Raw genomic sequence first — 14,016 nt, 5'->3', positions numbered from 1 at the left:
ATCTCGACCCCCGAGGCCAGTTGTCGTTCAGGTCAGTTGCTGTGCATCAGTCCGCTCGCCAGCCCGATCACCACGGGCACCACTCCGACGACCAGGAAGGCCGGCAGAAAGCAGAGCCCGACCGGCCCGACCATCAGCACGCCCGCCCGCTGCGCACGGGCCGACGCCTCCCGCGCCCGTGCGGCTCTGAGGCTCTCCGCCACCCGGGTGACGGGTTCGGCCGCCGGGGCTCCCGAGGCACTCGCCCGTTCCAGAGCGCGCGCCAGCCCCGCGGCGCCCGGTATCGCGCCCAGCCGGCCCCACGCGTCCGCCGGCTCGCCTCCGAGCCGAAGCTCGGCGGCGGCCCGGGCCAGCCGCTCGCCCACCGGGCCCCCGAGCGAATCCCCGACCGCCTCCGAGGCCTCGCGCGGCCCGGCCCCCGCCGAGACGCAGGCCGCCAGAAGATCGGCGGCCAGTGGCAGCCGCCGGGCGTCGACCGGGCTTTCCGACGGCTCGCGCCCGCGCTGCCACCACGCGATCCCGATCGCCGCGACCACGCCGACCGCACAGCCGGCCGGCCCTCCGACCAGCGCGTACGCCACCGCGACGGCCCCGAGCGGCGGCCCCCAGCGCAGCACCCGGGCCCCGTACTCGGCCCGCATCCGTCGGCCGTGCCACGGGCCCTGCCCGGCGCCCCCCGCCACGTCGGCGGCCAGCAGCGCCGCCAGCCGTCTGCGCAGCGACCGCTCCCGGCGCCACCCGGCCCACACGAACGCCATCCACACCACGACGGCCGCGAGCGACACCGCCGTCCCCAGCTTGTGGACAAGTTCACCGCTCACGAGCCCTCCCCCCTTCGTACGATGCGCCGGGCCCACAGGAGACCCGCGCCTTCCAACAACCCGCCCACCAGCAGGCACCCGAGTCCGGCCGGCGTGTGCAGCAGCACCCGGAGCGGTCCGGCCCCCAGCGCACTGCCGATCAACAGCCCGGCCACCGGAAGCAGCGCGAGCAGCGCCACCGTCGCCCAGGCCCCCGCCAACTGGGCCCGCAGGTTCTCCCGCTGGTCCCGCTCGGCCCGCAGCGCCCCCTCCAGCCGGTCGAGTCCGGCCGCGAGACCGGCACCGCCGTCCACCGCCACCCGCCAGCACGCGGCGACGCCCGCGAGCCCGTCCGCTCCCGGCTCCCGAGCCGCCCTGCGCAGTGCCTCCGGCACGTCCCCGCCGAACCGCGCCGCGGCCATCACCTCGGCCTCCGCACCACCCAGCCCACCGGTGCCCGCAGCGGCGAACAGCGCCTGCCCCGGCTGTCTCCCGGCCCGCAGCTCACCCGCCACCGCGCCGCACAGCGCCACGACCGCGTCCGTCCGGCGGTCCCGCTCCCTGCGCCGCTCGCCGGCCCGCAGCCGGCGTCGCACGAGCGGCACCGCGACCGCCCCCGCGGCCAACGGCAGCACCGACTCGCCCAGTACGGCCAGGAGCACCGCGACCGGCGCGCACAGCCACTCGCGCCCCAGCCGTCCCCGCACCGCCGCCGCCACCCGTTCCCACAGCGCTTCCGGCCCGCCGGGGTCCACCACCCCGCCCGCCAGCAGCAGCCGTGCCCGCCGCAGGTCCGCGTCCCGCCCGGCCAGCAGCCAGGCCGCCGCCCCCGCGCACACGGCCGCCGCGTACACCGGCGCCGCGCCCGCCCCCGTCACGCCCCACCGCCGAGCAGCGCGCGCAGCCGGGGCCAGCCGCGTTCGTACGAGAAGGCCCGCGCACCCCACCGCAGCGCCGGCACCGTCACCACCAGCCCCGCCGGATCCCGCTCCAGCACATGCACCTCCGCGACCCGCCGGGACCCGCCCGGGCCTCGCGCGAGATGCACGACCACCCCGAGAGCGGCGGCCAACTGGCTGTGCAGCGCCGCCCGGTCCAGTCCCGCCGCCGCACCGAGCGCCTCCAGCCGGGCCGGGACGTCCGCCGCCGCGTTGGCGTGCACGGTGCCGCACCCGCCCTCGTGCCCGGTGTTGAGCGCGGCCAGGAGCTCCGTGACCTCGGCGCCGCGCACCTCACCGACCACCAGCCGGTCGGGCCGCATCCGCAGTGCCTGCCGCACCAGGTCCCGCAGCGTGACCTGCCCGGCGCCCTCCTGATTCGGGGGCCGCGACTCCAGGCGCACCACATGCGGGTGATCGGGCCTCAGCTCCGCCGAGTCCTCGGCCAGCACGATCCGCTCCCGCTCTCCGACCAGCCCCAGGAGCATCGACAGGAGCGTGGTCTTCCCCGTGCCCGTGCCGCCGCTGACCAGGTACGACAGCCGGGCTTCGACGAGCGCCCGCAGCACCGCCTCCCCACCGGGCGGCACCGTCCCGGCGGCGACCAGCTCGGCCGGTGAGAACGCCTTCGGACGAACCACCCGCAGTGACAGGCACGTGCAGCCGACGGCGACCGGCGGCAGCACCGCGTGCATCCGTGTCCCGTCGGGCAACCGGGCGTCCACCCACGGCCTCGCGTCGTCCAGTCGCCGCCCCGCCGCGGCCGCGAGCCGCTGAGCGAGCCGGCGCACCGCAGCCGCGTCGGCGAAGCCGACCGGGGTGAGTTCGAGGCCGTTGCCCCGGTCCACCCAGACGCGGTCGGGTGCGGACACCAGCACATCGGTCACCGAAGGGTCGGCGAGCAGCGGTTCCAGCGTTCCCGTGCCCACCAGCTCGCAGCGCAGCTCCTCGGCCGCCCCCAGTACCTCCGTGTCGCCCAGCAGCCGGCCCTGCGCCCGCAGCGCGGCGGCCACGCGCGCCGGGGTCGGCTCGGCCCCGCTCTCCGCGAGCCGCCGCCGCACGGCGTCCAGCATTCCCGCGCTCATGACACACCGCCCCCGGTCAGCGCCCGCTCCCAGAACGCCGTGCAGAACCGGGCCAGCGGTCCGCGCGCACTGCCGCCCGGTGGCGTTCCTCCGGCCTGCGCTTCCAGCAGTCCCGCTTCCACCGGCAGCTCACCGGCCAGCGGGAGCCCCAGCAGTCTCGCCACCGTCTCCTCGTCCAGGCCCGCCGCGAAGGGCCCGCGCACCACGGCCCGCAGGTCCCGCAGCACCATGCCGACGGTCGACGCGACCCGTCCTGCCGCCGCGACGGCACGCAGCTCCGCCGGCACCACCAGCAGGCCGAGGTCGAGCTGGGCCAGCGCCTCGGCCACCGCTTCGTCGACCCGCCTCGGCAGATCGACGACCACCACCCCGCCACGCCTTCGGGCGGCGGCAAGCACCGCCCGCATCGCCTCCGGCGGGATCACCACACGGTCGCCGCGGTCCCAGCTCAGGACACGCAGCGCATGCAGCTCGGGGAGCGACTCCTCCAGCGCGCCGCTGCCGACCCGCCCCCGGGATTCGGCGAAATCCGGCCAGCGCATGCCTTCAACGGCTTCCCCGCCGAGCAGGACGTCGAGCCCGCCGCCCAGCGGATCTCCGTCGACGAGCATGGTGCGCTGCCCCGAACGGGCAGCCGCGACCGCCAGGGCGCACGCCAGCGTGGAGGCCCCTGCCCCGCCCCGGCCGCCGACCACTCCCACGGTCACCGCCTGGCGCCCCACGCCCTCCGCCACATCGGCGATGCGCTCGACGAGCCAGCTCTCCGCGTCGGGCAGCCGCAGCACGTGATCGGCGCCGATCTCGACGGCCCGCCGCCACACATGGGGGTCGTCCTGGTCCTTGCCGACGAGCAGCACGCCGCTTCTGCGCGCTCCCCCGCGCCCGACAACCGCCCCGCGCACGCGCTCGGCGGCGTCGTCGCCAACGAGGATCAGCGGCGCGCTCTCCCAGCTGCCCCTGCGCTCGGGCACCGCGTGATGAACCTCCGGCTCGGCGCCGGCCGCGGCGCACAGCCGCAGCAGATCGTCGAGCAGGTCGACGTCCTCGGTGACGATCAGCGGTCCGCCCTGCCGCGCCTCGGCCACCTGCGGTCGGTCGGGTGTGATGGATCCGGCCACGATCTCCGCCCCCTCTCCCAGCGATTCCTGCTGCCCACGAACTTCGCGGACGGAATCACCGTGACGGGACTTGCAAAATCGTGTGGATCTTGCTGAAAAACTGTGGACAAGTCATCGGTTGTGAATATCCCGCTCACCTATACCAGTGACTTCCGGAGAGCGGCGAAACGACTACACAGCGTGACGCGTCTCAGGAGGGGGAAGGCATAGAGGGCCACAGGCCAAGAGGGGGAGAAATGATCAGTACCGGAAGGCGGAAAAGCATCCGGACATGCGACGACCCCCGTCGGGGGGGAGAACGGGGGTCGTCTCCACGGCCGACTCGGGGGGGGAGGAGTCGGACCGGGGTAGCACGGTCGCGAACGATCCGTGACTTCCATGGTGTACCCGAGAGCCTTCTCAGGCAAACCCACGCGCCACAGCGTACGCCGAATGGTGGGCGCCTATGCTCGCCTCGTGGAAAAACGCTCCTTGCCGCGAACAGCCGCCTTCTTCGACCTCGACAAGACCGTCATTGCGAAGTCGAGCACGCTGACCTTCAGCAAGTCCTTCTATCAAGGCGGACTGATCAGCCGCAGAGCCGCTCTGCGCACCGCGTACATCCAGTTCGTCTTCCTCGCCGGCGGCGCGGACCACGACCAGATGGAACGCATGCGCGAGTACCTCTCCGCGCTGTGCAAGGGGTGGAATGTGCAGCAGGTCAAGGAGATCGTCGCCGAGACCCTGCACGACCTGATCGACCCGATCATCTACGACGAGGCGGCCTCCCTCATCGAGGAGCACCACACCGCCGGCCGCGACGTGGTGATCGTCTCCACGTCCGGCGCGGAGGTGGTCGAGCCGATCGGTGAGCTCCTGGGAGCCGACCGCGTCGTGGCGACCCGGATGGTCGTCGGCGAGGACGGCTGCTTCACGGGCGAAGTGGAGTACTACGCGTACGGCCCGACGAAGGCCGAGGCGATCAAGGAGCTGGCGGTGTCCGAGGGGTACGACCTTTCGCGCTGCTACGCGTACAGCGATTCGGCCACCGACGTGCCCATGCTCGAATCGGTCGGCCACCCCTACGCCGTCAATCCGGGCCGGGCGCTGCGCCGCGAAGCGCTCGCCCGCGAATGGCCGGTTCTCACCTTCAACCGGCCGGTCCGCCTCAAGCAGCGGCTGCCCGCCTTCTCCATGCCGCCCCGGCCCGCGCTCGTCGCCGCCGCCGCGGTCGGAGCGGCCGCGGCCACCGCGGGTCTCGTGTGGTACGTCAGCCGACGGCCGGGCCGCAGGGCGCGCCGCGCGCAGGAAAGTTTTGCCCGTATTTGAACCGATAAGCAAAGAAGCGCGTCCAGGGCTTTCGCTTCCCCCATTTCAGGAGTACAAAGGACTTAACGGCCCGCGAGACCAGGGACATCCGAGAGGATGACCTATAACGCAGTAAGGCCCCACGGACCGAGCATGGAAGCCGAGCACCCACGCGACGTCGACCCGTCGATTACGGGCCAGCCGCACCAGGTGACGGGCAAAGCACCCGACCTGATGGGCATATTTCGAGGACGCTTGGTAACTGGGCGGACATGCCAGCGGCGGTACCGGTGACCGGTACCGCCGCAACCCTGTGCGGACGATCCCGCCGGGACCGACCGCCGCGTTCGCGCGGCCGGACCTGGCCGGAAAGGCCAGAAGTCGGCCCCTCAGGCGGCGCCGCGCTGAAGCGCCTCGCACACTGCCGTCGACTCCCTGGCTCCCAGCTCCACCGCGCGCCCGCAGTGGGCGATCCACGCCGCCATCCCCTCCGGCGTTCCCGAGGCGTAGCCGTCCAGCGCCGCCACGTACGCCGCGCGCCCGAGTTCCCCGTGCCCCACCTCCGCCGGGCAGACCGACTTCGGGTCCAGCCCGCTGCCGATCAGCACGATGCGCTCGGCGGTGCGCGCCACCAGGCCGTTGTGGGAGCCGAAGGGGCGCAGCGCCATCAGTTCGCCGTGCACCACGGCCGCCGTCACCAGCGCCGGCGCGGAACCGCCAGCGATGATCAGCTCCGACAGCCCTTCGAGCCGGCCCGCCACCTCACCGGCGGACGGCAGCCGCAGCTCGACCAGGGACTCGTCCACCGGCTCTCCCGCGAGCCGCGGCCGGCCCACCAGCTCGTCCGACACGCCGGCGCCGCCCGCCGCCACCAGATGCAGCCGGGCCAGCACGCGAAGCGGCGACTGGCGCCAGATGGACAGGAGTTGCCCAGCCTCGGCCGTCAGCCGCAGCGCCGCGCCGACCGTGCGGGACTCCGCGTCGATGCTGAAGTCGGTACGCCGTCGCACCTCCTCCAGCGCCCAGTCCGCACCCGAGAGGGCCGCAGACCCGCGCGCGCCGCGCAGCGCGGCCTCGGCGGTGATCTCGTTGCTGCGGCGCCGCATGACGCGGTGTCCGTAGACCCGGTCGACGGCCTTGCGTACGGAGTCCACGGCCTCGGGCACGCCGGGCAGCGCGCCCAGCGCCGCGAGTGGATCAGCAGTCGTACTCATAAGTAAGGAGCCTACGCACCCATGGCACGCACCCCACCTTGGAGTGGTCTTCTTCACTTCAGGTGGGCACGGCAAGCAATCATGCGATTACCCTTGGTGAACATGAAGATCGCTTTCGTAGGGAAGGGCGGCAGCGGCAAGACGACGCTGTCCTCGCTCTTCATCCGCCACCTCACCGCCAACGAGGCCCCGGTCGTCGCCGTGGACGCCGACATCAACCAGCACCTGGGCGCCGCCCTCGGCCTGGACGAGGCACAGGCCGAGGCGCTGCCCGCGATGGGCGCGCACCTGCCGCTCATCAAGGACTACCTGCGCGGCACCAACCCGCGCATCACCTCCGCCGAGACGATGATCAAAACCACGCCGCCGGGAGAGGGCTCGCGCCTGCTCCGGGTGCGTGAGGACAACCCGGTGTACGACGCGTGCGCCCGTACCGTCCGGCTCGACGACGGCGAGATCCGGCTGATGGCCACGGGCCCCTTCACCGAGTCGGACCTGGGCGTCTCCTGCTACCACTCCAAGGTGGGAGCGGTGGAGCTGTGCCTGAACCACCTCGTCGACGGCCCCGAGGAGTACGTCGTCGTCGACATGACGGCCGGCTCGGACTCCTTCGCCTCCGGCTTGTTCACCCGCTTCGACATGACCTTCCTGGTCGCGGAACCGACCCGCAAGGGCGTGTCCGTGTACCGCCAGTACAAGGAGTACGCACGGGACTTCGGGGTGTCCCTCAAGGTGGTGGGCAACAAGGTGCAGGGGCAGGACGACATCGACTTCCTGCGCGAGCAGGTGGGTGACGACCTCCTGGTCACCGTCCGCGCGTCCGACTGGGTGCGGTCCATGGAGAAGGGCCGCCCGTCCCGCTTCGAGCTGCTGGAGGCGGACAACCGCCTGGCCCTGCAGACCCTGCAGAACGCCGCGGAGGACTCGTACGCGGAGCGCGACTGGGAGCGCTACACGCGCCAGATGGTGCACTTCCACCTGCGGAACGCCGAGAGCTGGGGCAACGCGAAGACGGGCGCCGACCTGGCTGCCCAGGTCGACCCCGCCTTCGTCCTCGGGGAGCGTTTCGCGGAGGCTAGTGCCGCTCAGCCCGCTTGACCTGCGAGGCCGCCCCGGCGCTCGGGGCGGCCGTGGCCCGCTTGGTGAGGAACGAAGCCCAGCCCTCCTTCGGCGCCTCTCCGACCTCCAGGGTGCGCATCTTCGCCAGGACCTCCGGGTCCTGCGCGTCCAGCCAGTCGGCGACCTGCTTGAACGAGACGCAGCGCACGTCCCGCTTCACGCAGACCGTCTTGATCGTCTCCTCGATGGCGCGCATGTACGTGCCGCCGTTCCAGGACTCGAAGTGGTTGCCGATGATCAGCGGGGCGCGGTTGCCGTTGTACGAGCGGTCGAAGGCCTGGAGCAGACCGTCGCGCATCTGATTGCCCCAGAACCTGTGCCGGGACGGGTCGCCCTTGACCGTTCCCGACTGGTTGACCATGAAGTTGTAGTCCATCGAGAGCGTCTCGAAGGCCCGCCCCGGCACCGGGACCAGTTGGAGCGGCATGTCCCACAGGCCCTCGGTCTTCTTCGGCCACACCTGCTTGCCGACACCGCTGGAGTCGTAGCGGAAGCCCAGCTCCTTCGCCGCAAGCATCATGTTCTTCTGCCCCTCGAGGCAGGGGGTGCGGGCGCCGACGAGTTCCTTGTCGTAGTCGAAGGGCAGGGGCTTGGCGTTCTTGAGGCCCGAGTTGGTCTTCCAGCGCTTCACGAACGCCTTGGCCTGCGCGATCTCGCTCTTCCACTCCTCCGTCGACCACGTGCCGACGCCACCGTCCTTGCCGCAGAAGTGGCCGTTGAAGTGCGTCCCGATCTCGTTGCCGTCGAGCCACGCGCCGCGTAGCTGGTCGACGGTGTCGCTGATTCCCGCGACGTCGTTGAAGCCGATGTCGGAGCGCCCCTGGGAGTGCTGCGGCGGGTCGTAGAGGTGCCGCTTGTCCTCCGGCAGCAGGTACACGCCACTGAGGAAGTACGTCATCGTCGCGTTGTACTTCTTGCCGACCTCGCGGAAGTGCGAGAAGAGCCGCTGGCTGTCCTCACCCGCCCCGTCCCACGAGAACACGACGAACTGCGGCGGCGTCTGACCGGGCTTCAGCCGCTCGGGCCGGGACACGTGCGGCTGCTTGCCGGTGTACGCCGTCGAGCCGTCGCCGATCAGGCGCACCGCGCTCTTGGGCGCCGCCTTGGGCGCCTGCTTCTTCGCTCCGTGCGCGCCTTCCTTGGCTCCGGAAGCGCCCCCGGGTGGCCCCGAGCAGGCGGCGAGCGCGCCGGCCAGGGCCGCGGCGGCGACGCCGAAGGCCATCCTCTTCGTAGCGGCCATCATCCGCCCACCTCTTCCTGTCGGATTTATCTGCTTATCCGCTGAAATGCCTACACAGCGGTGCAAACTTCGCACGTCCCGACAGGGGTATTGATATGACAAGCCGCTTAGATTTTCACGTCACCACAAAGGGTGAAAACTTGCGCCGTTTGGCCCTATTCGCACCCTTCGTTCTTTACTCAGCATTACGATTCATTTACCGAGAGTTGAAAGATCCCGCCGCTGCACGCCGTGACCCACGGCCGCGTCCCCACGTTCCGCGACCGCGCTGCCCCGGAGGAGACGGGAACCATGACTGCTTGCGTCCCGACCAGCACCGACCACTCTTCGTCCACCACGGACGCGTCCCAGTTCCAGCGTCCGCACAGCCCCCCGACCGGCGGTGGCCCCCGCCGCCGCTTCCGTATCGCGGGAGCGGACCTGTCCGCCTCGATCGCCGTCTTCCTCATCGCGCTGCCGCTCTCCCTGGGCATCGCGCTGGCCACCGGCGCACCCCTCCAGGCCGGACTGGTCGCCGCCGCCGTCGGCGGACTGGTCGCCGGCCGGTTCGGCGGAGCCCCGCTTCAGGTCAGCGGGCCGGCCGCGGGCCTCACCGTCGTCACGGCCGAGCTGATCCAGCGGTACGGCTGGCGCACGACCTGCGCCATCACCGCGCTGGCCGGCCTCTCCCAACTCGTACTGGCCACCGTGCGCGTGGCCCGGTCCGCCCTCGCCGTGAGCCCCGCGATCGTGCACGGGATGCTCGCCGGCATCGGCGTCACCATCGCGCTCTCCCAACTGCACATCGTCCTCGGCGGCAGCCCGGAGAGCTCAGCTGTCGACAACGTCCGGGTGCTGCCAGCCCAGTTGGCGAACCTGCACGGACCCGCCGTCCTGGTGAGCGCCCTCACCGTCGCCGTGCTGCTCTCCTGGCCGCACCTCCCGGGGCGTACGGGCCGGATCGCCCGGAAGGTCCCCGGAGCGCTCGTCGCCGTGACCGCCGCCGCCGTGCTCACCGTGCTGACCGGGATGAACGTGCCGCGGGTCGACCTGCCCTCCTGGAGCAGTCACGCGCTGCCGGGGCTGCCGGAAGGCCCCGTGCTCGGGATCGCCGCGGCCGTCCTGACCGTCACTCTGGTCACCAGCGTCCAGTCCCTGCTCTCGGCCGTCGCCGTGGACAAGCTGGTGGCCGCCCGCAAGGAACCGCCGACCGACGGACAGCGCTCGAACCTCGACCGCGAGCTGGCCGGGCAGGGCGCCGCGAACATCGTGTCGGGCGCACTCGGCGGTCTGCCGGTCGCGGGCGTCGCCGTCCGGAGCGTCGCCAACGTCTCGGCGGGCGCCGTCAGCCGGCACTCCACGATGCTGCACGGCCTGTGGATCGTCCTCGCCGCGCTGTTCCTCGTACCGGCCATCGACCTGATCCCGCTGCCCGCGCTCGCCGCGTTGGTGATGGTCGTCGGCTTCCAGATGCTGAGCATCACGCACATCCGCAGCGCCTCCCGACACCGGGAGATGCTGGTCTACGCGGTGACGGTGGCCGGTGTCGCCCTCCTCGGCGTACTGGAGGGAGTGGCCATCGGCATCGCCATGGCGGTCGCCGTGGCACTCCACCGGCTGGCCAAGACGCACATCACCACCGCCACCACGACGGACGGCGCCCATCACATCCAGGTGCGCGGCCAGTTGACGTTCCTCGCGGTGCCCCGGCTCAGCCGGGCTCTGAACCAGGTGCCCGAAAGAACGGCCGTCGTGGTCGAACTGGACGGGTCGTTCATGGACCACGCGGCGTACGAGACGCTCCAGTACTGGCAGGACGCGCACACCGCGCGCGGCGGCCAGGTCGAGATCACCGGCCGGTCGGGCAACCGGTTCACCGGTCCGGTCACCGGCGCCAGCGCCGGCGAATCCACCGGCACCGGATCCCACGGCGCGCACTCCACCCACACCTGCTGCCGTCCGTGGACCCCCTGGCGCAACCACCACTGCGACCACCGCGCCGACGCCCCGTCGCCGGCCGCACCGGGCCGGAGCGGCCGCAGCGCGGGCCAACTCGCCACCGGGCTCAGCGCGTTCCAGCGCAACACGGCGCCGCTGGTGCGCGAGGAGCTGGCCCGGCTGGCGCGGGAGGGGCAGACGCCGTCGCAGCTGTTCATCACCTGCGCCGACTCCCGGCTCGTCACGAGCATGATCACGTCCAGCGGTCCCGGCGACCTCTTCACCGTGCGCAACGTGGGCAATCTCGTGCCGCCGCCCGGCGCGGAGAGCGCGGACGACTCGGTGGGGGCGGCCATCGAGTACGCCGTGGACGTACTGAAGGTGCAGTCCATCACCATCTGCGGGCACTCCGGCTGCGGTGCGATGCAGGCCCTGCTGAACTCGCCGGCCGACACCCCGCCGGACGAGGACCGGACGCCGCTGCGGCGCTGGTTGCGGCACGCCGCGCCCAGCCTGGACCGGATGCGCAGCAAGAAGCACTCCTGGGCGAGGATCTCGGGGAGGCTGCCGGCCGACGCGGTCGAGCAGCTCTGCCTGACCAACGTGGTGCAGCAGTTGGAGCACCTGCACGCGCACGAGGCGGTGCGCCGGCGGCTCGACGAGGGCACGCTCGAACTGCACGGCATGTACTTCCATGTCGGCGAGGCCCAGGCGTACCTGCTCCAGGACGGCATCCGGATCGGTGAGACCGACGCGGTCTTCGACCGGGTCGGCCCCGTCGAGGACCCGGAGGCGGAAGGCTCCCTCGAAGAGTCGCGCGCCTGAACCGCGTGCCGGAGCCGTGTGCCCGAGCCGAGCCCCTGAACCGACGCGCCAGAACCGCGACCCGAACCGGACCGCTTGAATCGGACCGCCTGAATCGGATCGCCGAACCGACGCGCCTGTGCCGACGCGTCTGAACCAACCGGCCGCCGCGTCCGTGAGACCGTATGGCCCCTTCTCGCGCCGCCCTGCGAGGAGGGGCCGTACGCCACCACCAACACCGGCACGGATGCACCCCACCTCGGCTCACAGGTCTAAACCAATTTCCGGAAGGCTCTTGTCACCCGGGCACGGGACTGATGAGCTAGGGCACGGGACACATCGGACGCCCTGGGAATGGGAGATGTCGTGAGCAACGAAAGCCTGGCCAACCTCATGAAGGAGGAGCGCCGCTTCTCGCCGCCTGCTGAGCTGGCCGCCAACGCCAACGTCACGGCGGAGGCGTACGAACAGGCCGAGGCAGACAGGCTCGGGTTCTGGGCCGAGCAGGCCCGGCGGCTCACCTGGGCCACCGAACCGACGGAGACGCTCGACTGGTCGAACCCGCCGTTCGCGAAGTGGTTCGCCGACGGCAAACTCAACGTGGCGTACAACTGCGTGGACCGCCACGTCGAGGCCGGCAACGGCGACCGGGTCGCCATCCACTTCGAGGGCGAGCCCGGCGACACCCGCGCCATCACCTACGCGGAGCTCCAGGACGAGGTCGCGCGCGCCGCCAACGCCCTGACGGAACTGGGCGTACGCAAGGGCGACCGGGTCGCCGTCTACCTGCCGATGATCCCCGAGGCCGCTGTCGCGATGCTGGCCTGCGCCCGCATCGGAGCCGCCCACTCCGTGGTCTTCGGCGGCTTCTCGGCCGACGCCGTCGCCTCCCGCATCCAGGACGCCGACGCCAAGATCGTCATCACCTCGGACGGCGGCTACCGGCGCGGCAAGCCCTCGGCCCTCAAGCCCGCCATCGACGAGGCCGTCGCCAAGTGCCCGCAGGTGGAGCACGTCCTGGTCGTACGCCGCACGGGTCAGGACACCGCGTGGAACGCCAGCAAGGACGTCTGGTGGCACGAGATCGTCGCCCGCCAGTCCGCCGACCACTCCCCCGAGGCGTTCGACGCCGAGCACCCGCTCTTCATCCTCTACACGTCCGGTACGACGGGTAAGCCGAAGGGCATCCTGCACACCTCCGGCGGCTACCTCACCCAGGCCGCGTACACCCACCACGCCGTCTTCGACCTCAAGCCGGAGACCGACGTCTACTGGTGCACGGCCGACATCGGCTGGGTGACCGGGCATTCGTACATCGTGTACGGGCCGCTGGCCAACGGCGCGACGCAGGTCATGTACGAGGGCACGCCCGACACCCCGCACCAGGGGCGCTTCTGGGAGATCGTGCAGAAGTACGGCGTCACGATCCTCTACACCGCGCCGACCGCGATCCGCACGTTCATGAAGTGGGGCGACGACATCCCCGCCAAGTTCGACCTGAGCAGCCTGCGCGTGCTCGGGTCGGTCGGCGAGCCGATCAACCCCGAGGCGTGGATCTGGTACCGGGAGAACATCGGCGCGGGCAAGACCCCGATCGTGGACACCTGGTGGCAGACCGAGACCGGCGCGATGATGATCTCGCCGCTGCCCGGCGTCACCGCCACCAAGCCCGGCTCCGCCCAGCGCGCGCTGCCCGGCATCAGCGCGACCGTCGTCGACGACGAGGCGAACGAGGTGCCCGACGGGGGCGGCGGCTACCTCGTCCTCACCGAGCCGTGGCCGTCCATGCTCCGTACGATCTGGGGCGACGACCAGCGCTTCCTCGACACCTACTGGTCGCGCTTCCCCGGCAAGTACTTCGCGGGCGACGGCGCGAAGAAGGACGACGACGGCGACATCTGGCTGCTCGGCCGGGTGGACGACGTGATGCTGGTGTCCGGCCACAACATCTCGACCACCGAGGTCGAGTCGGCGCTCGTGTCGCACCCGTCCGTCGCCGAGGCGGCGGTCGTCGGCGCGGCCGACGAGACGACCGGCCAGGCCATCGTCGCGTTCGTCATCCTGCGCGGTACGGCTTCCGAGACCGACACCCTCGTCGGCGAGCTGCGCGACCACGTCGGCGCCACCCTCGGTCCCATCGCGAAGCCCAAGCGGATCCTGCCGGTGGCCGAGCTGCCCAAGACCCGCTCCGGCAAGATCATGCGGCGGCTGCTGCGGGACGTCGCCGAGAACCGGCAGCTGGGCGATGTCACCACCCTCACCGATTCCTCGGTGATGGACCTCATCCAGACGAAGCTGCCGAGCGCGTCCAGCGAGGACTGACGGCCCTCCACCCCGGCGGCCTCCGCCCCGAGGGCCGCCCGCCGCACCGGTACACGGAAGCGGTGCGCGGCAGCGATACGCGGCAGTGACGCGGCAAGCAATCCACGTCAGCAGCTCCGCGAGCGTCCAGAACGGGCACCCGGCCCCCGCGCCGGGTGCCCGTTCGTACGCG

10 protein-coding genes are annotated in these 14,016 nt (G+C 71.8%); 4 read left to right on the top strand and 6 right to left on the bottom strand.

The annotated features are described in order from the left end of the window. Positions 1-32: 32 nt before the first annotated feature. From IE185_RS18285 to ssd, 4 genes are read right to left on the bottom strand one after another with little or no spacing between them, the layout of a single operon-like run. Positions 33-821 carry a type II secretion system F family protein gene (locus IE185_RS18285; protein WP_194552807.1) on the bottom strand — a complete coding sequence of 263 codons (789 nt, stop codon included), beginning with the start codon at positions 819-821 and terminating at the stop codon, positions 33-35. After that, positions 818-1,678 carry a type II secretion system F family protein gene (locus IE185_RS18280; protein ID WP_229843575.1) on the bottom strand — a complete coding sequence of 287 codons (861 nt, stop codon included), beginning with the start codon at positions 1,676-1,678 and terminating at the stop codon, positions 818-820. Before IE185_RS18280 ends, IE185_RS18285 begins: the two co-directional genes overlap by 4 nt. Continuing rightward, positions 1,675-2,823, bottom strand: a complete 1,149-nt coding sequence (locus tag IE185_RS18275; protein ID WP_138899423.1) for a TadA family conjugal transfer-associated ATPase — start codon at positions 2,821-2,823, stop codon at positions 1,675-1,677. Before IE185_RS18275 ends, IE185_RS18280 begins: the two co-directional genes overlap by 4 nt. Next, the gene (gene ssd, locus IE185_RS18270) at positions 2,820-3,941 is read right to left on the bottom strand and encodes a septum site-determining protein Ssd (protein WP_189715528.1); all 1,122 of its coding nucleotides are present in this window, start codon (positions 3,939-3,941) and stop codon (positions 2,820-2,822) included. Before ssd ends, IE185_RS18275 begins: the two co-directional genes overlap by 4 nt. Before the next feature lie 432 nt (positions 3,942-4,373). Here ssd and IE185_RS18265 point away from each other — a divergent pair, with 432 nt between their 5' ends. Beyond that, the gene (locus tag IE185_RS18265; protein WP_138896505.1) at positions 4,374-5,249 is read left to right on the top strand and encodes an HAD family hydrolase; all 876 of its coding nucleotides are present in this window, start codon (positions 4,374-4,376) and stop codon (positions 5,247-5,249) included. A 368-nt stretch (positions 5,250-5,617) separates the two neighbouring features. Here IE185_RS18265 and IE185_RS18260 read toward each other — a convergent pair whose 3' ends face one another. Then, entirely contained in the window at positions 5,618-6,442 is an 825-nt protein-coding gene (locus IE185_RS18260; RefSeq protein WP_138896504.1) for a Fic family protein, read from the bottom strand. A 96-nt stretch (positions 6,443-6,538) separates the two neighbouring features. Here IE185_RS18260 and IE185_RS18255 point away from each other — a divergent pair, with 96 nt between their 5' ends. Further along, positions 6,539-7,540: an ATP-binding protein gene (locus IE185_RS18255; RefSeq protein ID WP_138896506.1), complete on the top strand. Its 1,002-nt coding sequence runs from the start codon at positions 6,539-6,541 to the stop codon at positions 7,538-7,540. Here IE185_RS18255 and IE185_RS18250 read toward each other — a convergent pair. Next, positions 7,518-8,804, bottom strand: coding sequence for a polysaccharide deacetylase family protein (locus IE185_RS18250; protein WP_138896503.1), 1,287 nt, complete (start codon positions 8,802-8,804; stop codon positions 7,518-7,520). The genes IE185_RS18255 and IE185_RS18250 overlap by 23 nt on opposite strands. Before the next feature lie 288 nt (positions 8,805-9,092). Between IE185_RS18250 and IE185_RS18245 the strand changes: the two genes are divergently transcribed. Beyond that, positions 9,093-11,543 (top strand): bifunctional SulP family inorganic anion transporter/carbonic anhydrase, encoded by a 2,451-nt coding sequence (locus tag IE185_RS18245; protein WP_138896502.1) that lies wholly within the window; start codon positions 9,093-9,095, stop codon positions 11,541-11,543. Positions 11,544-11,888: 345 nt separating this feature from the next. Then, positions 11,889-13,844 (top strand): acetate--CoA ligase, encoded by a 1,956-nt coding sequence (acs, locus tag IE185_RS18240; protein WP_138896501.1) that lies wholly within the window; start codon positions 11,889-11,891, stop codon positions 13,842-13,844. The last annotated feature ends 172 nt before the right edge of the window (positions 13,845-14,016 follow it).

Source organism: Streptomyces chryseus (assembly GCF_014650755.1).
Classification (GTDB): domain Bacteria; phylum Actinomycetota; class Actinomycetes; order Streptomycetales; family Streptomycetaceae; genus Streptomyces; species Streptomyces chryseus.
The sequence above is the reverse complement of the archived record's forward strand: the minus strand, read 5'-3'. Positions and strand labels throughout refer to the sequence as shown.

Excerpts from the sequence above, each read along its gene's own strand:
- IE185_RS18260 (WP_138896504.1), bottom strand. The coding sequence starts at position 6,442 with ATGAGTACGACTGCTGATCCACTCGCGGCGCTGGGCGCGCTGCCCGGC.
- IE185_RS18265 (WP_138896505.1), top strand. The coding sequence starts at position 4,374 with ATGGTGGGCGCCTATGCTCGCCTCGTGGAAAAACGCTCCTTGCCGCGA.
- IE185_RS18245 (WP_138896502.1), top strand. The coding sequence starts at position 9,093 with ATGACTGCTTGCGTCCCGACCAGCACCGACCACTCTTCGTCCACCACG.
- IE185_RS18250 (WP_138896503.1), bottom strand. The coding sequence starts at position 8,804 with ATGATGGCCGCTACGAAGAGGATGGCCTTCGGCGTCGCCGCCGCGGCC.
- IE185_RS18275 (WP_138899423.1), bottom strand. The coding sequence starts at position 2,823 with ATGAGCGCGGGAATGCTGGACGCCGTGCGGCGGCGGCTCGCGGAGAGC.